Source organism: Shewanella sp. 10N.286.51.B2, from assembly GCF_041469265.1.
Taxonomy (GTDB): domain Bacteria; phylum Pseudomonadota; class Gammaproteobacteria; order Enterobacterales; family Shewanellaceae; genus Shewanella.
On record NZ_JBFRKH010000024.1, the window covers coordinates 1 to 24,799 of the forward strand.

The 24,799-nt window shown below is 41.8% G+C and carries 17 protein-coding genes and 1 tRNA gene; 14 read left to right on the plus strand and 4 right to left on the minus strand.

The genetic code is table 11. From position 1 onward, the window contains the following. On the plus strand, positions 1-263 hold a 263-nt coding region (locus AB4140_RS06960; protein WP_372000334.1), incomplete at its 5' end, for a transposase. A gap of 185 nt (positions 264-448) precedes the next feature. After that, positions 449-787 (plus strand): P-II family nitrogen regulator, encoded by a 339-nt coding sequence (locus AB4140_RS06965; protein WP_102439193.1) that lies wholly within the window; start codon positions 449-451, stop codon positions 785-787. A gap of 87 nt (positions 788-874) precedes the next feature. On the opposite strand, the gene AB4140_RS06970 is transcribed toward AB4140_RS06965, so the two are convergent. After that, on the minus strand, positions 875-1,885 hold the full coding sequence (locus tag AB4140_RS06970) for a LacI family DNA-binding transcriptional regulator (RefSeq protein WP_102475634.1): 1,011 nt from the start codon (positions 1,883-1,885) through the stop codon (positions 875-877). Between the two features lie 438 nt (positions 1,886-2,323). On the opposite strand from AB4140_RS06970, the gene AB4140_RS06975 reads away from it, so the two are divergent. From AB4140_RS06975 to nagP, 9 genes are all read left to right on the plus strand, one after another. Continuing rightward, entirely contained in the window at positions 2,324-4,921 is a 2,598-nt protein-coding gene (locus AB4140_RS06975; RefSeq protein ID WP_102439280.1) for a TonB-dependent receptor, read from the plus strand. A 122-nt stretch (positions 4,922-5,043) separates the two neighbouring features. Beyond that, entirely contained in the window at positions 5,044-6,576 is a 1,533-nt protein-coding gene (locus AB4140_RS06980) for a tryptophan halogenase family protein (protein ID WP_102475635.1), read from the plus strand. A 284-nt stretch (positions 6,577-6,860) separates the two neighbouring features. Then, entirely contained in the window at positions 6,861-7,565 is a 705-nt protein-coding gene (locus AB4140_RS06985) for a SapC family protein (RefSeq protein WP_102439190.1), read from the plus strand. Positions 7,566-8,240: 675 nt separating this feature from the next. After that, positions 8,241-10,979, plus strand: coding sequence for a family 20 glycosylhydrolase (locus AB4140_RS06990; protein WP_372000337.1), 2,739 nt, complete (start codon positions 8,241-8,243; stop codon positions 10,977-10,979). A gap of 287 nt (positions 10,980-11,266) precedes the next feature. Next, a complete protein-coding gene (nagK, locus tag AB4140_RS06995; RefSeq protein ID WP_102439188.1) occupies positions 11,267-12,178 on the plus strand; it encodes an N-acetylglucosamine kinase in 912 nt (303 codons plus the stop codon). Positions 12,179-12,300: 122 nt separating this feature from the next. Further along, on the plus strand, positions 12,301-13,299 hold the full coding sequence (gene nagB-II / locus AB4140_RS07000; protein ID WP_372000339.1) for a glucosamine-6-phosphate deaminase NagB-II: 999 nt from the start codon (positions 12,301-12,303) through the stop codon (positions 13,297-13,299). Positions 13,300-13,365: 66 nt separating this feature from the next. Continuing rightward, positions 13,366-14,526 (plus strand): N-acetylglucosamine-6-phosphate deacetylase, encoded by a 1,161-nt coding sequence (gene nagA, locus AB4140_RS07005; RefSeq protein ID WP_102532169.1) that lies wholly within the window; start codon positions 13,366-13,368, stop codon positions 14,524-14,526. Between the two features lie 3 nt (positions 14,527-14,529). Next, complete coding sequence (locus tag AB4140_RS07010; RefSeq protein ID WP_372000341.1) at positions 14,530-15,741, plus strand: acyltransferase family protein; 1,212 nt, start codon at positions 14,530-14,532, stop codon at positions 15,739-15,741. Between the two features lie 316 nt (positions 15,742-16,057). After that, complete coding sequence (gene nagP, locus AB4140_RS07015) at positions 16,058-17,362, plus strand: N-acetylglucosamine MFS transporter NagP (RefSeq protein ID WP_102519279.1); 1,305 nt, start codon at positions 16,058-16,060, stop codon at positions 17,360-17,362. A 319-nt stretch (positions 17,363-17,681) separates the two neighbouring features. Here nagP and AB4140_RS07020 read toward each other — a convergent pair whose 3' ends face one another. Both AB4140_RS07020 and AB4140_RS07025 read right to left on the minus strand, forming a co-directional pair. Then, the gene (locus tag AB4140_RS07020) at positions 17,682-19,061 is read right to left on the minus strand and encodes a sigma-54 dependent transcriptional regulator (RefSeq protein ID WP_102519278.1); all 1,380 of its coding nucleotides are present in this window, start codon (positions 19,059-19,061) and stop codon (positions 17,682-17,684) included. Then, a complete protein-coding gene (locus AB4140_RS07025) occupies positions 19,058-21,070 on the minus strand; it encodes an ATP-binding protein (protein ID WP_372000343.1) in 2,013 nt (670 codons plus the stop codon). The genes AB4140_RS07020 and AB4140_RS07025 overlap by 4 nt, the downstream gene beginning before the upstream one ends. Before the next feature lie 92 nt (positions 21,071-21,162). Between AB4140_RS07025 and AB4140_RS07030 the strand changes: the two genes are divergently transcribed. The 3 genes from AB4140_RS07030 (at position 21,163) to AB4140_RS07040 (ending at position 24,450) form a co-directional block, all read left to right on the plus strand. Further along, on the plus strand, positions 21,163-21,303 hold the full coding sequence (locus AB4140_RS07030; RefSeq protein ID WP_372000345.1) for a hypothetical protein: 141 nt from the start codon (positions 21,163-21,165) through the stop codon (positions 21,301-21,303). Between the two features lie 147 nt (positions 21,304-21,450). After that, entirely contained in the window at positions 21,451-23,253 is a 1,803-nt protein-coding gene (locus AB4140_RS07035; RefSeq protein WP_372000347.1) for a flavocytochrome c, read from the plus strand. Between the two features lie 180 nt (positions 23,254-23,433). Further along, a complete protein-coding gene (locus AB4140_RS07040; protein WP_303501345.1) occupies positions 23,434-24,450 on the plus strand; it encodes a porin in 1,017 nt (338 codons plus the stop codon). Positions 24,451-24,715: 265 nt separating this feature from the next. On the opposite strand, the gene AB4140_RS07045 is transcribed toward AB4140_RS07040, so the two are convergent. Next, positions 24,716-24,791 (minus strand) — tRNA-Thr (locus AB4140_RS07045). Positions 24,792-24,799: the final 8 nt, after the last annotated feature.

The window sequence follows — 24,799 nt, forward strand, 5'->3', positions numbered from 1 at the left end:
AGATATGGGCTGAACAACACGGTATTAAGTTAGACTTTATTAAGCCAGGTAAGCCCACTCAAAATGCGTTTATTGAACGATTTAACCGAACTTATCGAAATGAAGTATTGGACTGTTATTTGTTCAACAGCTTGACTGAAGTAAGGGAAATCACGGATAGTTGGCTTGAAGAATATAATTATGATCGGCCCCATGAATCACTAAACGATCTACCGCCCAAGCTATATGAGCGGTTAAATAAAGAAAACTCTCTTAAAATATGATCGATATAAGGGAGGGTTACAATTGCACGAAAAGCACGTTTTAAAATTAACGTAAAATAGCTACAGAAACTTAAAGCGCTTTAGCGTAGTATAATAAATAGTATTGTATTTTAACGATATAGCTTAAAATCTATTAACTCGTAGATTAGCTTATATACCATATTGCCTGTGAATGGAGTGGATAAATGAAAAAAGTAGAAGCCGTTATTAAACCTTTTAAGTTAGATGATGTGCGTGAAACATTAGCTGAAATAGGTATAACAGGCATGACGGTTTCTGAAGTGAAAGGCTTTGGGCGTCAAAAAGGTCACACTGAATTATATCGTGGTGCTGAGTATATGGTCGATTTTTTACCGAAAGTAAAAATCGAGCTTGTTATTCAAGATGAGCAATTAGACCAAGCCATTGAGGTTATTGTTGATACTGCTCGTACGGGTAAAATCGGCGATGGAAAAATATTTGTAACCGATATTGAACGTGTTATTCGTATCCGTACTGGCGAAGAAAACGAAGATGCTGTTTAATTTACAATAGATTAAATTAAAAAAGCCTCAATAAATAATTTATTGAGGCTTTTTTATTGGGGATAAATTATAAGGTCACTATTGCCATCATGGTTTGCTTGATGAGTCCCGAATAACCGGCTCAGGCGTAAATACCATCGATTTTTTCTCAGTCGTTTCTTTGCTATTGGCGATTAACAGTTCAGTGGCGACTTTGGCAATTTTCACGTTTGGTTGATGCACTGTGGTTAATTTGGGCCACGTCTGTCGGGAGAAGGGGCTATCCTCAAATCCTACAATGGATAAATCTTTTGGTATATCAAGCCCAGCTAAACGCGCAGCAAATAAAGCCCCTGCAGCTATTTCATCGTTACAGGCGACGATTGCCGTAGGCCGTTTGGTTAAGTTAATCAATTTATTGGCACCTTCTACCCCAGATTCGAAAGAGTATTTACCATCTAAAACCCAGGTGTTATTCACGTTAAGATTATTGTGCTCAAGGGCATCTTTAAAACCAGCTAAACGCTCTTTGGTTGATTCATGCTGCTGATCGCCACTTAAAAATCCAATATCACTATGACCCATATCAATTAAGTGTTGGGTGATTTCTAAAGCGCCATGTTTATCATTGACAAGTACAGTAAGCCCATTTTCTGCATCAGTGCTTTCGCCTGCAATAATTCTTACATAATTAGCATCTATTTCATCAAGTGCTGCAAGTATCTTCGGGTCTTCTGACATTGGCGGGGTGAGCACTAAACCCGATAGCCGAGAGTGTTTGACCATTTTGGTTAGTTCATCACAAATTGTGTCAGAGGTAGCATTACAAGGGTGGATCAACAACTCGTAGCCTTTATCTTGGCAGGCAGAAAGAATACCGTTCTGCATATCAATAATATAATAAGCATTGGGGTTATCATAAATAAAACCAATAACATAGGATTTTGTGCTTGCTAGATTTCTTGCTGCTAAGTTAGGTTGATAATTTAGCTCATTAATTGCCGCATTGACCTTGTCGACCGTGGTTTGTCTGACTGACGATTCGTTATTGGTGACCCGTGAAACGGTTTTAATTGATACGCCAGCATGTTTGGCAACATCATTTATGGTTACTTTCATTATTTGTTAACTCTTAAACTCAGGCGATGAACTTAGCATTGTATTTATATTGATAACCATCATCCCCAAATGAAGGTTATCAATATTGTAGGTAAAAACAAAAGCTAAGCCGATTTAACTCTAATAGTGCTGATTTTTATCCTAATAGGCAATCTCGAATTACTTTTCTGGTTGGATGAGTTCACTTTAAAGTCTATTTGTTCTTAATTTGATACAAACATCGTCAACATTTAAGTGTCTGATTTTTAGTTATTAATTGTGTTTACATCTGTTTTATATAAGCTGGCTTTGCACATTTTGTCTGCAATAAAGTTATTTTGTTGTGGCAAGACTGTTAAATATTGTGTAATGTTTGCTCTAGACATGACAGCGTTGTCATTCCGATTGGAATGGTTATGTATCCAAAAACGATAATAAAGTTATGGAAGGGAAATGAAGATGCGACCTATTAATTTTAAGAAAAATGTTTTAGCAACTAACATTGCTATCCTACTTGGCAGTATGGTTTCAGTTGCTGCGTTTGCAGCAGATGCTGAAACTACAGAAGAAAATATCGAAAAAATTGAAGTAAAAGGCATGCGTGCCTCGATGAAGGCTTCAGTTAATGATAAACGTTTTTCTAACTCTGTTGTTGATGCGGTAACGGCTGAAGATATCGGTAAATTTCCTGATGGTGACGTGGGTGAGTCATTAGGGCGTATACCAGGTGTGGCTGTGAGCCGTCAATTTGGTCAAGGCCAAGGTGTTTCGATTCGTGGTGCTTCTAGCAGCTTGACTCGTACATTATTAAACGGCCATTCAGTTGCATCTACCGGTTGGTACGATCAACAGTCAATTGACAGAAGCTTTAACTACAGTTTACTACCATCAGAAATGGTCGGTGGAATTGAAGTATATAAATCGTCTCAGGCTGATTTACCTGAAGGTGGTGTTGGCGGTACCGTTATCGTTAAAACCCGCAAGCCATTAGATTTAGATGCCAATACTGTATTCCTTAGTGCTAAAGGCGACTACGGTACAATTTCTGAAGAAACAGATCCTGAATTATCAGGCCTATACAGCTGGAAAAATGAAGATGAGAACTTTGGTTTCTTAATTTCTGCAGCTGGCTCAGAAACAACTTATCAACGCAATGGTATTGAGTCATTAATTGGTTGGGGTGATATTGTTCCGACGACTTTTGAACAAGAGCGTGAACGTACTGCTATTAACGGTTCATTCCAATACAGTCCAACAGATAATTTAAATTTCGGTTTAGACATTATGAGTCTGGACATGAAAGCGAACAACGCAAATACCTCATTATTCGTGATGTTCCCAGATGATAAAGACGAAGCGTGTGAACAGCGTAACTCTTTAGGCACTTGTACTTTCTATCGCCGTGATGGTAATGGTGAAAACCCAGGTTGGGCACAAACTTGGGCGCGCCAAGCTAGCATGGACTCAAATACTTACGATTTCAATTTCGATTACGAAAATGACATGTTTAAAGTAGAAGGTCGTGTGGGTAACACCAAGTCTGAAGGTGGTACTGATTTAACTTCTAACTATGGTTTCTGGTTAGGTACCGCTGCTGATTATGCTGGTACTTATGATGCGACTGGTGAAATCATCAAAATAGATGTTGCTAATAAAAACTTCACCGCAGATGACTTTGGTGGTCAATTGTCCCCTGCAGGTTGGGCACTTAAAAAGCAGCCAAACTCAGATGAAGAAACTTACGCACAATTAGACTTTACTATCCCGACTGATTTAGGTGCGATTACCTCATTCAAAACAGGTGTTCGTTATGCAGATCATGATGTTAGCATGTTAACTTTACCTGCAATCGTTAATGCTGATATAGCAGCAAAAGATGCATCAGCATATTACAGTGGTCAAATTTCATCGGGTGCAGGTTATACCTTACCTAAGCCAGATATGGATGCCATGTTACGTGATGCTAAGGCTGCAATTAATGGTTTCTCGACAGAAGGGACCGTATATAAGGCTGGCTACGGCACCATTAACGAAGAAAACCTATCGTTATATTTAATGGCTAATTTTGAGTCAGACGGTATGCGCGGTAACTTCGGCTTACGTTATATATCAACAGATGCATCATCTGATTATTTCGCGCTGCAAGCTGATGGTACTTATGCCGATAACTTAAGCACTAAAGATGCAAGTTATAATGACGTATTGCCAAGTATCAACGTTGCATTTGATGTGGCGCCAGATGTCATTATCCGTACTTCAGCATCACAAGTGATTTCACGTCCTAATTATGCTGATATGTTTGCAGCTTCGGCACTGCAAGGTTACAACGATGACGTTGCAGGTAACCAAGTGGTTAGTACCGGTAATATCGCCCTTGAGCCATTTAAAGCGACTCAAGCTGATTTAGGTGTGGAATGGTATTTCAGTCCTGACGGGTTAATGAGTGCTTCTTACTTTATCAAAGATATCAGCTCTTTTATCACCTCAGAGCAGAAGCTAGATCAAAGCATTGGTATTGTTGATCCTAATTCAGGTGAAGATAACTGGACTGTTTCAACGAAGAAAAATGGTACTGGCGGTCAAATCCAAGGTATAGAGCTGCAAATCCAAGATGGTTTTGACAACGGCTTTGGTTACTCTGCTAACTATACCTTTGCTGATTCTGATGCTGCAGCTGAGAACTACCCTGATCAAGTTAGCGTATTTTCTGACTCTTCTAAGCACACTGTTAACTTAGTTGGTTACTACGAGATGGATGACTTCTCAGCACGTGTTGCTTATAACTGGCGTAGTGAATACATGATGCGTGAGTTACCAGGTTTCTACGGTAACCGTGAACATCAAGACTTCGGTACACTTGATTTAAGTGCTAACTACAATATCACTGATTACTTAGGTATCACATTTGAAGTAGTTAACTTACTTGAAGAAGACAGTGTTCAATTAGGTGTTGCACCTGATGATGCTGACGTTAAGCCTGAGCTAAAAGGTGGTTACCCAGCATGGAGCTTTGAAGGTGAAGCTCGTTATAAGTTAGGTTTAAACTTACGTTTTTAATCTGATTTAGAAGCATAAAAAGCCTAGCACTTGCTAGGCTTTTTGATTTTAACTTTCCACTGGTAAATACGGTTAAAATCCAATTAGCGACTTATCTACAGTTAACAGTTAAGAGGCGTAATATGAAAGTGCAGAAGATTGTTATTATCGGTGGTGGCACAGCAGGTTGGCTTGCTGCAAATCATATTGGTAAAGCGGTGCAATCATTGGCTGATGTGTCCGTTACGTTAATCGAGTCTCCTGATATTCCGCCCATTGGTGTTGGTGAAGGCACTGTACCTGCGATTAGGCAGTCATTACAAAGCTTTGGAATAAGCGAAACCGAGTTTATTCAGCAGTGTGATGTGAGCTTCAAGCAGTCTATCCAATTTCGAAACTGGCTCGATAAAACCAAACATGGCGCAGATAATCGCTACCATCACTTATTTGATGTACCAAGCCCATTAGGCGATGACTTAAGCGCCTTTTGGAACCAAACCGCCACTGAGGATATGGCTTATAGTGCAATGGTTTCACCTCAGCATTACATTTGTGAGGCATTAAAGGCACCTAAATCCATCACCACCCCCGAATACGCTGGCTCGGTGAGTTATGCTTATCATTTAAATGCGGCAAAATTTGCCCAATTATTAGCCACTAACGCCACAAGTAAATATGCCGTTGAGCATATCAAAGCCAATGTGTTAGATGCCGCAATAGATGATGTAGGCAATATCAGCCGCTTAAAAACTGATAAGCTCGGCGAGTTAGCTTTTGATTTTTATATCGACTGCAGTGGCTTTGAGTCCATTTTGTTAGCCAAAAAGCTTAACGTCGGCTTTGTGGATAAATCCCATCAGTTATTGGTGAATAAAGCCATTGTTGCCCAAGTGCCGACAGACATTACTGAAGCGATTGCCCCTTTTACCATTGCCACAGCGCATCAAGCAGGCTGGATTTGGGATATCGCTTTGCCAGAGCGCCGCGGTACTGGTTTTGTGTATTCTGATAACCACATGACAAGCGCACAAGCTGAGCAAAAGTTTAACCGTTATTTAGGCGGGAAACTAGACCAGTTACACCATCGTGAAATCCCCATGAAAGTGGGCTACCGCGAACAATTTTGGGCAAAAAACTGTGTAGCATTAGGCCTAGCACAAGGCTTTTTAGAGCCAATCGAGGCAACCTCAATACTATTAACTGATTTTGCCGCCGGTTACTTAGCCAAGCGACTACCGCAGACACTGGCGCAAATGCCAGCATTGTCTGAGCGCTTTAATCACACTATAGGTTACGCGTGGGAGCGAGTAGTGGAGTTTGCTAAGTTGCATTATTGCATTTCAGATAGAACTGACAGTGATTTTTGGTTAGATAATCAAAAGCCTGAAACGATACCTGAATCCTTGCAACAAAAATTGCAATTATGGCAGAGCTTTAGCCCGATAACCGATGATCTATTCTCACGCTACGAAGTGTTTAATATTGATAATTACCTGTATGTCTTATACGGGATGCATTATCAAACAAAAAACGTGTCGCTCGAGGCGCAGTACCTTAAAAGTGCCCAGCAGCAGGCCAATAAAATACAGCAAATAGGCCACAAGCTGGCGCTAGACTTACCAGAGCATCGAGCACTGCTTGATAAAATTAACCGTTACGGTTTACAAAAGGTTTAGCTACAGGATTAATAAACTTAGAACCCAGTTGAGTGAAATTTATACTTATAGATGAAAGTTGGCACGATTTAGGTGAAATATCAGCGAATAGCTAGTGGTACTTTATTGCTTGATACGGTAACGTAAGCTGCAGATTAAATGATAGTGGGCTTTATAATAAGTCATCAGCTAAAGATTTTGGGATTTTTTATTTTAATCTACTAGCAAAAGTTTAAAACAAAAGGGATTTGAATCCCTATTTTTATGTATATCATTATTGATTAGAAGCGCCTGAAGGAGCCAAGATGTCTAACCAAATTACGTTACTTGAACACGCAAAGCACGGTGATTTAAAAATTACCGCAACTAATTTTGCACACGTTGCAGATCAACATATTGTTCCAGTAACTTTGCATGAGATTGCTCGTGCAGCTACAGAATACCCAATTGTATTCGTTAAAAACACTGATAGCGGTGAATTCCAAGCTGTTGCTATGTTAGGTCTTAAGCCTGGTCAAAACCTGAGTATTAAAGACGGCAAGTGGCAAGGACTATATATCCCTGCTGTTGTCCGTGACTATCCACTTGGATTAGTACTTAACCCAGAAGTAAAAGACAAAGTATGGATTGGTATTCGCGAATCTGCTGCTGAAGTCAGCAAGACTGAAGGCCAAGCATTATTTGAAGGTGAGCAAGAGTCTGCTTACTTAGAAAACCGCAAAAAAGCCTTAATCGCGCATTTTGAGCAAGATCAAGCAAGCCGCAACATTCTTGGTTTCTTGGCTGAAAAAGAGTTACTAACAACCCAAACATTAACGGTTGATGTAGCGGGTGAGAAGCGCAACATCAATGGCTTATACTTAATTGATGAAGCTAAATTAAATGAATTGTCAGATGAAGATTACTTAGAACTTAGAAAGCGCGGCTTACTAGGTCCTATCTATGGTCATTTAGCATCGTTAAACCAAGTTAACCGTCTAGCACGCACTGAGATCATGGCTAAAGCTTAATCTTATTGTATCGCGCGTATTAAGGCATTATTTCATATATTGAAATAATGCCTTTTTTATTAGTAGCATATTTAGCATAAGATCCTTTTGCTTAAAGCTTTTTACTTCATTCAATCCTTTCTTTACCACTAGATGCCAATATTCTTGGTTATCACTAAGCCAATTAAGCTTAATTTAAGCAATTAAGCCACTGTTATTATTTGTTTTTAATGTCTATTGTTGCAAACCTGTGTCAAAACATAAAAAAAATGTAGAAATCTCGTTCTATATTCGGTAGATTATTAAATGACAGCGTTGTCATTGCTTGTGTGTGAATCGTTGTTTTAAGGTCGACATGGATAATTTATAGGTCCCTATTATCCATGCCTTAATGCTATTTCGGTCGGGCGAAATAGCATTAATTTATACTTTTAGTCTCTCCCCAGAAACGAGTATAAGCTGGGTACAATTTTTGTTCCCAGCTATTTTTTTGCCGGTTTCTTAGTAAGGATAAAACCTAGCAGTTAACGAGACATAGATATTGAACAGGCTAAATACACTAATAAATTTAATCAATTAAATACTGTTGCCGCTAAAAATTAGCTGCAGTAATTTCGCTAAAATAGGCTAACGTCAGTAGTCAGTCAACGCGCGGCATCTCATCAGATGATCATTTAGGGATAAATTGAGGAATATATGAAAAAGACCATCCTTGCATCAGCATTATTACTATCAATAGGCGTAGTGGGTTGCCAGTATTCTTCAGCTCCTTCTACGTCTGATGATGCTCAATCAGCTAATGGTTCAGATCTGCAACATAAGGCTAATCAAGCCGCTGATAGCGCTTGGACTCAAGCAAGCCTAAAACAATTTGCCGCAGATCTAAAAGTCACTTATCGCATGGTGACCAATGTCCCTGAAGAAAGTTGCTCAGCAACACAGCCTGATGAGCAATGTTTTATCGCTGAAATTGATTTAACCAGTTCAGTTAATATTCCCCATGCCGACTGGGCAATTTATTTCAGTCAAATGCGCCCAGTACAAGCGGTGTTAAATCCGCAGTTTAGTATCACTCGAGTACAAGGTGATTTACATAAAATTGCCCCCACCGAACAATTCACTGGCTTTAGCGCTGGCGTAACCCAACGCATTGGTTTTAGAGGCGAGTTATGGCAATTATCTGAAACTGACCCAATGCCAAACTATTACATTGTGGTGGATGGTTTAGAGCCTGTCGTGATAGCTAGCACTCAATTAAGTATTGATGCAGAAACCGGCATGGAAGTTAGACCCTATGTTGAAGCCTTTACGGATGAAAAAAGGCAATATCGCAGAACCGCAACCGATAACTTAGCGTGGAGCCGTGCTGAGGTGTTATTTGAAGCCAATAATGCCCTTGTAGTTAATCGCGAGGCTGCCATTAATCGCATTATTCCAACACCGCTCAGTGCTAGCGTTACATCAAGTAATACACCGGTAGATTTGTCTCAAGGTATTGAGGTTAATTACCAGCAAGTTGACTCAGCAGCAGTTGCCGCAGCTTTGTCGAGATTAGCGAGACTTGGGGTTAAGCAATCAGATACAGGCTTGTCGTTAGCGTTTGTTAAAAACAGCAAGGTTACAGCAGACAAGCAAGGGATTGATGGCGCTTATCAGCTCAAGGTGGCCATTGACGGCATTACCATTACCGCCGCCACCGACAGTGGTTTTTCATATGGTCTTTCGTCACTTGCAGCGTTAATCGATACTCGAGAACTCAGTATAAATACTATGGTTGTTGATGATGCACCGCGTTATGATTTTCGTGGTATGCACATTGATGTCGCCCGTAACTTTCATAGTAAACAACTGATATTTGATTTAATCGATCAAATGGCAGCTTATAAGCTCAATAAATTACACCTACATATGGCCGATGATGAAGCATGGCGCTTAGAAATTGATGGCTTACCTGAGCTTACTGATATTGGTAGTAAGCGTTGCCATGATTTAACCGAAAGCACCTGCTTAATTCCCCAGCTGGGCAGTGGCCCTTTTGCTGATGCCAGTGTAAATGGTTTTTATAGCAAAGCCGATTATATAGACATTTTGCAGTATGCCAGCGCCCGCCAAGTAGAGGTTATCCCGTCAATGGATATGCCTGGTCACTCACGTGCTGCGATAAAATCTATGGATGCCCGCTACCGTAAGTTTATGGCAAGTGGCGAAAATAATGCTGCTAATGAGTACTTACTGACAGATGCTAACGACACCACAGTGTATTCATCGGTGCAGTATTATAACGATAACACCCTAAATGTGTGCTTGGAGTCGACCTATCACTTTGTCGATAAAGTCATTGATGAAATTGCTAAATTGCACCAACAAGCAGGCCATCCGCTAAAACGCTACCACATTGGCGCTGATGAAACGGCAGGGGCGTGGAAGCAATCACCACAATGCGTAGACTTTGTTGCTAACAATGACAAAGGGGTTAAATCGATCGATGATTTAGGTGCTTATTTTATTGAGCGCGTCGCCAATATGGTCAGCGCTAAAGGTATTGAACCTGCAGGTTGGAGCGATGGTATGAGCCATACTAATGCAGACAATATGCCGGCTAAATCACAAACCAACATTTGGGATGTGATTTCACACCATGGTTATCAAAGAGCCCACAGCCAAGCCAATTTAGGTTGGGATACTGTGCTTTCAAACCCTGAAGTGTTGTACTTTGATTTCCCCTATGAGGCTGATCCTAAAGAGCATGGTTACTACTGGGCGACCCGAGCGCTAAACAGCCAAAAATTGTTTAGTTTTATGCCAGATAACTTACCTGCGAATGCGGAACAATGGAATGATATCGAAAATAACCCCTTTACCGCCGACGATAGCGTTAAAAAAGATGAGCAAGGTAAGGTGACCTCAGCGCCATTACAACAAGGTAAAGGCTTTAGTGGTATTCAAGGTCAAATCTGGAGTGAAACTATTCGCAGTGATGAAGTCGCTGAATATATGATGTTTCCACGGCTGCTAATGCTAGCTGAAAAAGCTTGGCATAAAGCAAAGTGGGAAGTGCCATATCAGTATCAAGGCGCGGTTTATAATCAAAACTCAGGTTACTTTACTGCTGATATGCGTAAGCAGCAGCAACAGCAATGGAATGACATCGCTAATACCTTAGGCCATAAAGAGCTGGCTAAGTTAGATGTGGCTAACATTGAATATCGGGTGCCAACCGTTGGGGCAAAAATTGAAGCTGGACTGCTTTATGCCAATATTGCCTTTCCAGGGCTTAAGATTGAGTATCGTCAACTCAGTGAAGAGAGTGACAATAACGCTGCTGAAACAGCATCATGGCTTGAATACCAAGCTCCGGTAAAGGTATCAGGTAATATTGAGATAAGAGCAATTTCCGCATCAGGAAAACGCAAAGGGCGCTCGTTGTTTTTATAGCTGGCTTTTATTGCTGCGCAGTTAACTAAATACAAAGGACGTTAATCGAATGGTTAACGTCCTTTTTTAAAAGAAAATCAGCAAAACATCCAAAACTTTCAATTTAATTACCTAGCTAAAATCAATATAAATCAGAGCTTTAATAGTTACTTCGCTGTTTGTTTTATAAACACCATAAAAAGTAAATGACAACGCTGTCATTTGTGGTGTAACATAAAGTTAACTTACAAAAGAGCCTATAAAAATCAGTTATAAAAGGCTTGGGTAATAGAGACAAGAGGGATGTCATGAGCGTTAATCAGCAAAATGAATCACAGCTTTATATCGGAATTGACGGTGGTGGCAGTAAGTGCCGCGCCAGCATATTTTGCCCACAAAAAGGTGTAATTGGCACTGGTGTAGCAGGTAGAGCTAATCCTCTTCACGGACTAGAACAAACTTTTAATTCAATTATCGAATCAACCAAGCTTGCCTTGGCAGATGCAAACTTAGCACCAAGCTACGCTCAGCAGTTAATCGCCGGTGTCGGCCTCGCTGGCGTGAATGTGCCGCGTTTGTTTGACCAAGTGAACAACTGGCAGCACCCGTTTGCCAAAATGTACCTCACCACAGACTTACATACTGCCTGTATTGGTGCCCATAACGGCGATGATGGTGCCGTGATTATTACCGGTACTGGCTCTTGTGGCTTTGCCCATGTAGGCGAGCAAAGTTTATTAATTGGCGGCCATGGCTTTGCATTAGGTGACAAAGGCAGTGGCGCATGGTTAGGCCAAAAAGCCGCTGAGCATGTATTACTGAATTTAGACGGCTTTGCCGCCGACACCGCACTAACACAATTATTACTAGCACACTTTAATGTTGATGATGCCATGGGCATTGTCGAGCATCTTGCTGGGCAGTCTTCAAGCACCTACGCCAAATTAGCCCGTATTGTGCTGTTATGCGCCGACAATGGTGATGAGGTTGCCACTGATATTGTGCAACAGGGAGCGGGTTATATTAGTGAAATGGCCAGAAAGTTATTTGCCATTCATCCTAGTCGTTTTTCGATGATTGGCGGCCTAGCAGAGCCATTATTACATTGGTTAGACATTGATGTGGCTAGCAAAGTGGCTGAAGCGCTATCACCACCAGAAATCGGCGCTATCTTGTTTGCGCAGCAACAGTTTGCCGCAGATAACGGCAAGAGTCTGTAACTCGCCAAATTATCTTGAACTCGCTTAAAATTTTCAGTGTCAACGATAAATTCATCGCCATGCACTGCTCAGTAACTTGATACCTCAATGGATCAACTTGAACATAAATTAAGGTTAACTCGATGACAAATACAATTATGGAACGTGAAGCGCGTTCAGCACCGCAGAAAATCGCTGAGCAACTGGCTGCTAATGCTGGCTTAACCAAAGAGCTTGGTGAAAAACTACGTAGTTTTAAGCCAAAGTTTGTGATGATTGTTGGTCGTGGCTCATCAGATCACGCAGGGGTATTTGCTAAATACTTATTTGAAATTGAAGTGGGCATTCCAACTTTTGCTGCAGCGCCATCAGTTGCCAGTGTTTATGGTAAAAGCTTACAACTTGAAGGCGGATTAGTGATTGTTATTTCACAATCAGGCCGTAGCCCAGATATATTGGCTCAAGCGAGAATGGCTAAAGAAGCCGGCGCTTTTTGTGTCGCATTAGTCAACGATGAAACAGCACCAATTAAAGATATTGTCGATGTGGTATTACCGCTTAGAGCGGGTGAAGAAAAAGCCGTCGCAGCGACCAAAAGCTACTTAGCGACTTTATCAGCCATTGTGCAGTTAACTGCTGAGTGGACCCAAAGTGACTCGTTAGCTGCAGCCGTTGATTCAATGCCTGCTGCATTACAAACCGCCGTTGACGCAGCGCCGCAATTAACCGCCGAGTCTTTAGCTGGGGTTAATAACCTTGTGGTGCTTGGCCGTGGTTTAGGTTATGCGGTAACCAAAGAAATCGCCCTTAAAATGAAAGAGGTTTGTTCTATTCATGCCGAATCATTCAGTAGCGCTGAGTTTTTACATGGGCCGGTGACTTTAGTTGAAAAGAAACTGGCTATTGTCGATGCCTGCATTAATGATGAGTCTTATGAAAGCCATATCGAGCAAATAGAAAACGTAAAACAACGTGGCGCAGACTTGGTGCATTTAAATCAAACATCATCTGAAATACACCCGCGTGTTGCGCCATTAGCATTGCTACAACGTTTTTATATCGATGTAGCCGCCGTCGCTGTTGCCCGTGGTATTGACCCAGATCAGCCAGAAGGTTTGAAAAAAGTCACCCAAACACTATAAGTTTGACTCGACTGTGAGCATTAAGAAGTAAGCAGTTAAAGATTAACGCAATATAAAGAGAACATTATGAGACAAACCCTAATAGCAGACGGTTTTTTTGATGGACAGCAATTTCATCAAGATGCGGTGATCTCTATTGAAGACGGCCACATCATCGCCTTAGATTCAGTATCGAATGCGAAAGAAGTGCGTTTACAAGGCACGTTAGTGCCAGGGTTTGTTGATGTTCAAGTCAATGGCGGCGGCGGGGCACTGTTTAATAGCGCACCAACCCTTGATTGTATTGAGACCATAGGTCGAGCACATGCTCAATTTGGTACGACCGGTTTTCTGCCGACGCTCATTACCGATAAAGTTGAGGTGATGGCGCAAGCCGCTGATGCCGTTGCCGAGGCTATTAAGCTGCAATCTGCAGGCGTGTTAGGGATTCACTTTGAAGGGCCACATTTAAGTGTGCCTAAAAAAGGCGTGCATCCACAATCGTTTATTCGCAGTATTTCAGATGAAGAACTGGCGATATTTTCACGACAAGATCTTGGTATAAAAGTGGTCACTTTAGCCCCTGAAAATGTCTCAGTTGAGGTGATAAAAACCTTAATCGCTAACGACGTAAAGGTGTGCTTAGGTCACTCAAATGCCGATTATGACACTGTGCTGGCGGCGTTAAATGCTGGCGCTAACGGTTTTACACATTTGTTTAATGCCATGTCAGGCTTTGGCTCTCGTGAGCCGGGCATGGTGGGCGCAGCGCTAGAAAGTGATGCAGCATGGTGCGGATTGATTGTCGATGGCCACCATGTTCACAGTGCGACTGCAAAAGTTGCCCTTAAAGCTAAGCCCCAAGGCAAAATCATGTTAGTAACCGATGCTATGCCACCGGTGGGACTGGATGATGATGCCAGCTTTGAACTGTTTGGCACCGAGGTCATACGTCAAGGTGATAGGCTCAATGCCAAATCAGGTGAGCTAGCAGGTTGCGTACTTGATATGGTTGGCGCAGTTAACAATACGGTTAGCATGCTTGGCCTCAGTTATGAAGAAGCCCTTAGAATGGCATCGTTATATCCAGCGCAGTATCTACAGCAAGCTAAGCTTGGCACCATAGCCGTAGGTCAGCGCGCAGACTTAGTGTTGTTAGCTGCTAATGCAAACGATAACTCGCGTTATCAAGTTAACCAAACCTATATTAATGGCGATGTGGTTTTTAGCCGATGCGATAAAGGCTAATGTATGTCGACTAAAACCGCTTTGAAGCCAAGATTAATGTCATTGGACGCCCTGCGCGGTTTTGACATGTTTTGGATCCTTGGCGGTGAGGGCCTATTTGCTGGATTATTTATATTAACCGGCTGGGCTGGGTGGAATTGGTTTGACGGCCAAATGCATCACAGTCAATGGCATGGATTTACCTTTTATGATGTTATATTCCCGCTGTTTATTTTCCTCTCCGGTGTGGCTTTAGGCCTGTCACCAAAACGCTTAGATAAACTACCAATGCAGCAGCGGCTGCCCTTGTATCGTCATGCTATAAAGCGCCTTGGTTTACTTATTTTTTTAGGGGTACTTTATAATCATGGTTGGGGCGTTGGTATGCCTGCAGATCCCGACAGTGTGCGTTATGCCAGTGTGTTGGCACGTATTGGTTTTGCATGGTTTATAGGCGCGATGTTGGTGTGGCATACCAGCCTTAGAACCCAAATTATTGTCGCCATTAGTCTATTAATTGGCTATGGGCTTATTCAGTTATATCTTCCTTATCCCGATCTCACGCTATATTCTGGGCTAGTTCAAAACCCAGAATTAGCTCAAGCAGCTGTTAATCAAACAAGCCAAACCTTTGCCCGCTTTAGCGCCGAAAATAGTATTAACGCTTACGTGGATTCAATACTGCTACCTGGTAGCGCATATCAAAATAGAGCCGTAGATCCTGAAGGGGTGCTATCCACACTGCCTGCGGTGGTAAATGGCTTAATCGGTGTGTTTGTCGGTCACTATATTGTTAAAGCCAAGCCGCCCTTATGGGGGCTTAGGGGTGAATGGCTAAAAGTCTTGAGTATCGTGATTATTGGTGCGGCGTTATTGTCATTAGGCTGGCTATTAGACTTGATTATTCCGGTCAATAAAGACTTATGGACCAGCAGTTTTGTGTTGGTAACCAGTGGTTGGAGCATCATCTTACTCGCCATTTTTTACGCCATTATCGATGTACTTAAATGGCACAAATGGGCCTTTGTTTTTGTGGTGATTGGCACTAATGCCATCATCATCTATATCGCATCTAGTCTGGTTAATTGGCAATACTTAGTCAATAGTTTATTGGGCGGCTTTATTCGCGCCACCCCAGCAGACTGGCAACCATTACTCTTTGTACTGAGCTTACTGACAGTGCAATGGCTAATTTTATTGTGGCTTTATCAACGTAAAATTTTTATTCGCATCTAATGATTGTTTATTGAGCTGTTTCTAAGAGCTGCCTCTGAGAGCTGTTTATTAGAACTGTCACTATGGACTGTCACTAAGAACTGCATGCAAGATTTATTTTGGGGCTTGTGGTGTGATCAATGATGTTTAGTTGTTAATGAAATGACAGCGTTGTCTTTGCTGTGTTTATGTTTTAACATGAAATGCACAACGATTATGATCTGCAGCAACATTGCTAGGTCAAATTGTTGATAAAAACTCAATAATAATAAGACTCATATGGGGCACTAGTAGTAAGTCAGTGCTGAAATATCAATGACAATAAGAAGCAGGGTTTATGGAAACAACAATGAATAATAGTCAGCAAAAAAGCAGCATAGTGCCCATGGCCATTGTGGCAATACTCTTTTTCGTATTAGGGTTTGCAACTTGGCTTAATGGTTCGTTAATGCCATATCTAAAGCAAATCCTTCAGTTAAGCCCTTTTCAAGCGTCACTAATTCTATTCTCTTTTTATATTGCAGTAACTTTTACCGCACTACCTTCAGCTTGGGTCATCCGTAAAGTGGGCTATAAAAACGGTATGGCGCTGGGTATGGGCGTGATGATGGTGGCGGGTTTACTCTTTATTCCAGCCGCTAAAACCCAAGTGTTTGCTTTGTTCTTACTCGCGCAACTGGTTATGGGCACCGGACAAACATTATTACAAACCGCTGTTAACCCTTATGTGGTTCGCTTAGGCCCTGAAGAGTCTGCTGCAGCACGCGTTAGTGTTATGGGGATTTTGAATAAAGGCGCGGGTGTTATTGCTCCTATGGTGTTTACCGCATTAATCCTTGATAGCTTTAAAGATCGCGTCGGCACCACCCTAAGTCAGGTTCAAATTGATGAAATGGCTAACAGCTTAATTCTGCCGTATTTAGGCATGGCAATCTTCATTGGTATTTTAGCCTATGCTGTTAAGAAATCACCGCTACCAGAGCTTGAACAAGACGAAGCAGAAGAGGGCACCAGTAAAGGTCAAATTAAACAGGCACTAGCAAAACCCAACTTAGCCCTTGGGGTGGTGGCCTTGTTTGTGTATGTGGCTGTTGAGGTAATCGCTGGTGATACTATTGGTACGTATGCACTCACCTTAGGGGTTGAAAACTATGGGGTGATGACCTCATACACCATGATATGCATGGTAGTGGGTTACACCTTAGGGATTATTTGTATTCCACGGTTTATATCTCAGCCTAATGCGCTACTTATTAGCGCCATACTTGGGGTGGTGTTGTCCTTTGGTATTGTATTTGGTGATAGCAGCTCAACGGCTATTTCTGACACTGTATTGGTGCCATTTGGCGGCGCACAACTGCCAGATACCTTACTGTTAATTGCCTTTTTAGGCTTGGCTAACGCAATTGTTTGGCCAGCAGTTTGGCCGTTAGCCTTATCTGGTATGGGTAAACTAACCAGCACAGGTTCAGCACTACTCATCATGGGTATTGCTGGTGGCGCATTTGGCCCAGTATTCTGGGGCTTAACCAGCTCAGCAACCTCCCTTGGCATGCAAGGCGGCTACTTAGTGATGATCCCATGTTATCTATTCATTTTATTTTATGCGGTTAAAGGCCACAAGATGACCAGCTGGAAGTAAACTGAGTGACTTTTCGTTTTGGGTAAAAAAGAGAGCTTCGGCTCTCTTTTTTTGTATCCGATAAAAGCCAGCGAATAGATTTTACCTGAGCATATGATTAACCTTGTTTGGCACCTCTGTAATCATGGTTACCGCATAAGCGATTGGTTTTTATGCAAATTGTTAAGGTTTATTAAACGAAACGCCGTAAAATCATCCATGATGGCTTAACATCCGCGTCCATGCGGTTGATATTCGCTTAATAAACTCCCACTAATTGAACGAAAAGCATTTGCGCTCTCACCCTACCTCTGTAATGCTGTTTTGCAAATCAATTTGGTTACTTTTCATGTTTAAGACGGCGGCTTAATGCACTTTGGCTTATTCCTAGCATTTTTGCTGCAACAGTTTGACTATTTGCCGTACGGCTCATCGCTTCGTTAATTAATGCATCACTCATTTGTGCCAACGTAGGTAACTCCTTTGGAAACGTCAGTTGCGCGGTATTATCTGCTGCGACTTTGGTTAAGTTGTTGGCTTCCATAAAGGGGCTGATATTGAGCTTAATTCCATCACTGCGACTGACGGCATCAAACACCATTCCTCTGAGTTCATGTAAATTACCGGGAAACTCATATTCGGCTATTTGCGAGGCGAGGGTATTGGGTTGCTCAGGTCTAGGCAGATCCATTTCTTCTGCTGCAAGGGTAATAAAGTGATTAATTAACATAAATAGGTCGAGTTTACGTTGTCTTAATGGCGGCAGTTTGATGGTATGTGAGCGAAGACGATACAAAAGGTCATTGCGAAATTTTCCCGCTTTGCTTAATGCGAGTAAGTCATGTTGGGTGGAAGTGATGATTTTACACATCACTGGGTAGGCCTTGTCGCTGCCAATTGGGTAGTATTGTTTATGTTCAATGACATCCACCAGTTTTGCTTGCGCCTCTATTGGCAAATCACCTATTTCATTCAGGTAAAGTAAACCTGATTGAACTTGATGCAACGCCCCCGCTTGGGCGCATAGTTGGCCATCTTCCAAGGTGTTGATTTTGCCAAACAGTTGTAACTCAAATGCTGATGCACTTATCCCAGCTAGATTGATATTTATAAATGGCGCTTGTGGGCAGCAAAGTAAGTGGGCTGATTTGGCAAATTCATCTTTACCCGTGCCGCTTTCACCTTGAATTAGAATGGGTTCAGGACTGGGTGCTACTGCTTCAAAATATCGAAACTGGTCGAGCAAGGCAGGCTCGCAGGTCAAAAAATTATCAAACGCCTCAGGTTGATTCAATGTCTTACTTAAAAAGCTTTGTTTAATTCTTAGATAGTTGCGCTCAAGACCAACAACCTCTAATGCTTGGCGTACTGTTCTAGCAAGATCATCAACTTTGTCGGTCTTAATAAAATAATCATAAGCGCCATGCTTGATGCAACGCACAGCCGTATCAACCTGATTAACACCGGTAACGATAATCACTCGAGTGTAAGGCGATGTGTTGCGAATACTCTCCAGTAGCTCCTCACCTGAGTGAAATGGCATGGTGAGATCTAATAGCACCAATGCATAGTCACCTACTTCAAGTCGGTTAATCACTTGCCGACTATCAATGCAGGTATCAATTGTTGCCTCGGGTACTAAACGGTTGAGGGTAATGGCTAGAGTGCGTAACCAAGGTGCCTCATCATCAACAAGTAAAATGTTTCTGGCTAATTTCACGTTTCAGACTCCAAAGGAAAGCGAATAATAACAGTTGTGCCTTGACCAATACGCGATTTAATCTGCATCTTGGCTTGATGTTGTTTAATTATCCGACTACAAACAGATAACCCTAAGCCACTACCGCCACTTGAACGCCTAGTGGTAAAAAAGGGTTCGGTAATTCGTTGAAGAGTTGCTTGGTCCATGCCTTGACCTTTATCGGTTACAGTTAAGCATGCAAACTGCTGTTCAATGCTGGTGCTAATTGACAGGTGCTGGTCATCATAAGTCGTTGCATCCAACACAATCGCGTGGCAAGCGTTTTGAATTAGGTTAATCAGTACCTGATTTAGCTGTTGCTCATCACCTTTAATAGTAGGACTTGGGTTTTGTAAGTGTGTCACCACTTTTAAGTTTTTTATTTGGTTTGCCGTTAAACGTGAAGATGCCTGAACGACTTCGTTAAGCTGGATAAGTTGATACTCATCAGACACTGTGGGTAAGGCGTAGCGTTTTAAATCACAGACAATGCGACTAATGCGTTCAGCACCGTCCATAATAGACTGGCCGCTCAACTTTAATTCGTCCATGGCGGGAGTCGGCGTTAAGCCCGCTATATTCCAAAATGGATTTTGTTGTTGGTAATGATTAGCGGCAACAGAAAGATCAGCTAGAGCATCATTAATAAAGGCAATAGCATGCACGATAATACCCGTCGGATTATTTATTTCATGGGCAATACCAGCAGATAGCTCACCTAATGAAGCTAATCGGCTAGCTTCATAGTTGGCTTGACGAAGCTGCTGTTGCTCGGTCGTTTCTTCAAGCAATATAACGGCTTGTTCACTACCAATAAGATGCAGTTGAAGTTGCCAATATTGTTTATGAATTACCATATCAGCAATAATGGATTTATTGTTATTGATCGCTTCAAACAAGGTGGAACTAAGGTCAAAGGGCTGTCCGTCTAAGTAATGAAAATCAGGATTATTAAGCAGATCATTATTGTTGTCGTTACTCCATAAGCATTCTCCAGCACGGTTGAATAGCGTCACACCATGAGGAATACCATCTAATACTGCCTGGAACTGTTTCGATAGCTCCGAAATAGCGGTTTCTGCTTTTTTACGCTGAGTAAGTTCAAGCTTGAGTGCTTTGGTGCGCTTTCGTAAACTCAGGCTGATATATCCAGTTAGTATCATCCCTATCGCAGATATCAGGCTGATTAATATCGCAAGCGATAATAACCTTTGCTGCGCCGAGTTTAAGTCAACTTTTTCTCGTCCTGTACCAAACCATTTGTTGACTAGGCGATCATATTCGCCTGATAGTTTTAGCTGTCGTATTGCGGCATTTATTTGCTCCATTAACATGGCATTTTTATGATTGCTGACAAAATTGAATGCACCATACATCAAAGGATCGCTTGAGCTTCGCACCGAAGGGTATAAAGGCATTAATCGGCGTGCAACAAAGTTCTCAGCAATGACAACATCAACCTGTTGTTTTATTAATAGCTGAAAGCCTGTCTCGTAAAGGTCAACATCGACACGTTCGAAGTCTTGTGCTTGACCCGAAATGTAAATATCAACAAAAGCGCCTTTTTTGATAGCGACCCGTTTTCCTTTAAGATCATGCCATCCATTTATAAATGACTTGCCTTGGAGGGTGTAGGCCTTGGCATGGGTTGCATAAATAGGATCAGACTGACTAAGCACACGTTCGACCGTCACAGGGCTGACAACAGCAATAACATCAATTAGCGAGTCAGGGTTATGTACATCGGCAAGTAACTGTTGAAATGTTTTGCGTCTGACCTTGATACGTTTACCGGTGATTTGGCCAATTCTAGCCATTAACTCAACATTAAAACCTTGATCAACCCCATTATTACGCCATTCCAGTGGTGCCGTTTTTGAGTGAACCCCAAAAACAATCGTTTGATTTTCTTGCGCACAAACAGCGAGTGCGAAAAACGCAAACCCAAATAAGCTTAATGTGCAGATTATGTTAACAAGTTTTTTCATAACATCATCTTAGCATGTGCTTATACAGCTTAACTGTGCTGAGTTTCTCGCTTTTTCAAGCGGGTTACCACTGAGGCTATTTAGGCTTAAATTTGGGGTTGCAAATACAGTTACTTCAACAAGTCATTGCCTATATTGCCGTCATTGTGATCGGTGCAACCCACGCTTATGCATTTTTGCATAACCATGAATTTAGCTATGCATTTGTGCATGAGCAAATTTACATCTTGTGAACGAATGTTGATTTTTATCGCGAGTAATTGTTGCTTGATTGTTAATGGTAAACCTAAGCCTCAAAATAACGGTGAAGTTAAAAATTAACGGCAACACGTTTGATTGTCGGCATTACTGCAAAGCAGTTAAGTAAATGAGGGTGTGATATGAAAAATTTCAAAAAAGTAGTGTGTATAGCCACGCTTCTGGGTTCTGCAGGGGTGATGACAAACTCGATAGCAGCGGACAATCTAGCAGAATTACACGCTGAAAACCAAGAGTGTGAAAGTTGTCATATGCCAGATGGTGAGTTATCAAATGATAATTTAAGCTTTGAAAATCAGCAATGTGTTTCCTGTCACGGCACAATGGAAGAGGTTGCCAAAGAAACTGAACATGATCACTACAATGCTCATGCCTCCCACTTTCCTGGTGAAATAGCTTGTACTTCTTGTCACAGTGCTCATGAAAAATCGATGGTTTACTGCGACTCTTGTCATAGCTTTGATTTTGATATGCCATTCACCAAAAAATGGCAACGTAATGAGCCAAGCATAGAAGAGTTATTGAAAGACAAATCAGATCGCCAAACCGCTTTAGCTGCTGCGCCAAAAGATACTGTTAACGTTGTGGTTATTGGCTCTGGTGGTGCAGGTTTCTCTGCAGCTGTTTCTGCCCATGACAATGGTGCAAAAGTCATTTTAGTTGAGAAAGAGCCGGTTATTGGTGGTAATGCTAAGTTAGCTGCTGGTGGTATGAACGCAGCTTGGACCGATCAGCAAAAAGCTAAAGACATCACCGACAGCGTTGACTTGATGGTAAAAGACACCATGAAAGGGGGCCGTGATTTAAATGACCCTGAATTAGTCGATGTATTAGCGTCTCACTCTAAGGGCTCAGTTGATTGGTTAACCGCTATGGGCGCTGATTTGACCGACGTTGGTCGTATGGGCGGCGCGTCAGTAAACCGTTCACATCGTCCTACTGGTGGCGCAGGTGTTGGTGCTCATGTGATTCAAGTGCTTTACGATAATGCCGTAAAACGTGATATCGACATGCGATTAAATACTCGCGGAATTGAAATTCTAAAAGATGATAAAGGCAATGTTAAAGGCTTACTGGTTAAAGGCATGTATAAAGGCTATTACTGGATAAAAGCTGACGCAGTTGTATTGGCAACAGGCGGTTTTGGTAAAAATAATGACCGTGTGGCCAAGCTAGATCCTAAGTTAAAAGGCTTTGTATCTACTAACCAACCAGGTGCCACAGGTGACGGCATTGATGTTGCGGGTAATGCTGGCGCAGCAATGAAAGATTTGCAATATATCCAAGCTCATCCAACGTTATCGGTTAAAGGTGGCGTAATGGTAACTGAAGCGGTTCGTGGTAATGGCGCTATTTTAGTTAACCGCGAAGGTAAACGTTTTGTCAACGAAATCACCACTCGTGACAAAGCTGCTGCAGCTATCTTGAACCAAACAGGCAAAACAGCTTACTTAATTTTTGATGACTCAGTGCGTAAATCACTCAGCAAAATTGATAAATACATCGGCCTAGGTGTAGCACCTTCTGCTAACTCACTGGTTGAACTTGGTAAGCTAGAGAACATCGATGGCAAAGCCTTGACCGAAACGGTTGCTCGCTATAACAGCCTTGTTAAAGCTGGCAAAGATACTGACTTCGAACGTCCAAACCTTCCACGTGCATTGAATGAAGGTAACTACTACGCGATTGAAGTTACCCCAGGTGTTCATCACACCATGGGCGGTGTGATGATTGATTCTAAATCTGAAATTCTTAACGCTAAAAAACAAGTGATTCCTGGTCTTTATGGTGCAGGTGAAGTCACTGGTGGGGTTCATGGTGCTAACCGTTTAGGTGGGAATGCCATTTCTGACATCGTTACCTTCGGCAGAATGGCTGGTGAAAATGCCGCTAAGTATTCAACTCAGCAGTCAACCAAAAAGTAAGGCTTAATTTTTGAGGTAAAAGCCCTCAGTTCACAAATGAGGGCTTAATTCTGTTAATGACGTTAAGCCTTAATCCTCAAACAAGTTTTATTAAACCTATTAAGGCGTTGAACAAATGATTAACGCTAGGCAATTAATTATAAAAAATTGAAAAGAACAAAGTTATTGGGAGCACTACTTATGAAAAAATCACTAATCGCAGCATCGGTTTCATCTATCATTGCACTAACATCATTTGGCGCGTTTGCCGAAGGGCCAAGCTTTTATGGCCGCTTAGATCTATCGCTGACCAACTCTGACACCGGCCTAACCACTCGTGAAGCCAAAGAGGGTACGGTACTGGAAAACAATTTCTCTCACCTAGGAGTTAAAGGCACTGAAAAGATTGCTGATGGTATCGATGTCATTTACCAAATGGAGTTTCAAGTAGAAAATACTTCAACTAACAGTGATGTGTTTAAAGCACGTAATACGTTTCTTGGTCTTAAGGGCAATGCCGGTACTATTCTTGTTGGCCGTAATGACACGGTATTCAAGCAGGCTGAAGGTGGCATTGACTTGTTTGGTAATTCAAATGCCGATATCGACCGTTTGGTTGGCGCTCAAACTCGTTCTGCGGATGGTTTTTGGTACTATTCACCAAAAATAGCGGACGTATTGACGATTAACGCGACATACTTGATGGAAGATAATCAAGCATCTGAAGGCAGCCAGTATGCTGTGAGTGTAACACTAGGTGACAAGAAGCTGAAAGCACAAAGCTATTATGTTGCTGGCGCTTATAACAAAGCCATTGCTGGTATGGATGCTTATCGAGGCGTGGTGCAGTTTAAGGTTGGAGAGTTTAAAATTGGCGGTTTATTCCAAAACTCTGAAAGCACCAGTAAGCCAAATCTTGAAGGGAACTCATACTTTGTAAACCTAGCCTATAACCTTAATGGCGTGAACCTAAAAGCCGAATACGGTATAGATGAAGCGGGTTTAGGGCTATATGCTAAACGTTCAGGTATTCAAAATGATGACACAACAGATGTCAACATTACCTCAATTGTTGTGGGGGCTGACTATAAGGTGACTAAATCGACAATGGTTTATGGTCACTATGCAATGTATGACGGTGATTATAAAGCAAACAGTATAAAAACTGATCTTGAAGATGATAATGTGTTTACCGTTGGTGTTCGTTATAACTTTTAATTAGGTAAACTAAGACTGTGATATTGGAAGGCGGCCTGAGGTCGCCTTTTTGTTTGGCTTGTATAAGCTAACATTCTATATTTGAAAGACCTTAATTCAACCAGAGTCTAAAGGGGTTTATATTGGTGGTTAAAAGGGTGCTTGCAGATAAATAGCTCGTCGGCATTGATGAATATAAACTGCAGTGATATCCAGTGCCGATAAGTCGCAGATGATAAATTTCAGATACAAAAAAGCCACTCATTGAGTGGCTTTTTTGTTTTTATGGTGCCGGCACCAAGAGTCGAACTCGGGACCTACTGATTACAAGTCAGTTGCTCTACCAACTGAGCTATGCCGGCTTATCTTT

Coding starts and splice junctions, on each gene's coding strand:
- AB4140_RS06965 (WP_102439193.1), top strand. CDS start 449: ATGAAAAAAGTAGAAGCCGTTATTAAACCTTTTAAGTTAGATGATGTG.
- AB4140_RS06970 (WP_102475634.1), bottom strand. CDS start 1,885: ATGAAAGTAACCATAAATGATGTTGCCAAACATGCTGGCGTATCAATT.
- AB4140_RS06975 (WP_102439280.1), top strand. CDS start 2,324: ATGCGACCTATTAATTTTAAGAAAAATGTTTTAGCAACTAACATTGCT.
- AB4140_RS06980 (WP_102475635.1), top strand. CDS start 5,044: ATGAAAGTGCAGAAGATTGTTATTATCGGTGGTGGCACAGCAGGTTGG.
- AB4140_RS06985 (WP_102439190.1), top strand. CDS start 6,861: ATGTCTAACCAAATTACGTTACTTGAACACGCAAAGCACGGTGATTTA.
- AB4140_RS06990 (WP_372000337.1), top strand. CDS start 8,241: ATGAAAAAGACCATCCTTGCATCAGCATTATTACTATCAATAGGCGTA.
- nagK (WP_102439188.1), top strand. CDS start 11,267: ATGAGCGTTAATCAGCAAAATGAATCACAGCTTTATATCGGAATTGAC.
- nagB-II (WP_372000339.1), top strand. CDS start 12,301: ATGACAAATACAATTATGGAACGTGAAGCGCGTTCAGCACCGCAGAAA.
- nagA (WP_102532169.1), top strand. CDS start 13,366: ATGAGACAAACCCTAATAGCAGACGGTTTTTTTGATGGACAGCAATTT.
- AB4140_RS07010 (WP_372000341.1), top strand. CDS start 14,530: ATGTCGACTAAAACCGCTTTGAAGCCAAGATTAATGTCATTGGACGCC.
- nagP (WP_102519279.1), top strand. CDS start 16,058: ATGGAAACAACAATGAATAATAGTCAGCAAAAAAGCAGCATAGTGCCC.
- AB4140_RS07025 (WP_372000343.1), bottom strand. CDS start 21,070: ATGAAAAAACTTGTTAACATAATCTGCACATTAAGCTTATTTGGGTTT.
- AB4140_RS07035 (WP_372000347.1), top strand. CDS start 21,451: ATGAAAAATTTCAAAAAAGTAGTGTGTATAGCCACGCTTCTGGGTTCT.
- AB4140_RS07040 (WP_303501345.1), top strand. CDS start 23,434: ATGAAAAAATCACTAATCGCAGCATCGGTTTCATCTATCATTGCACTA.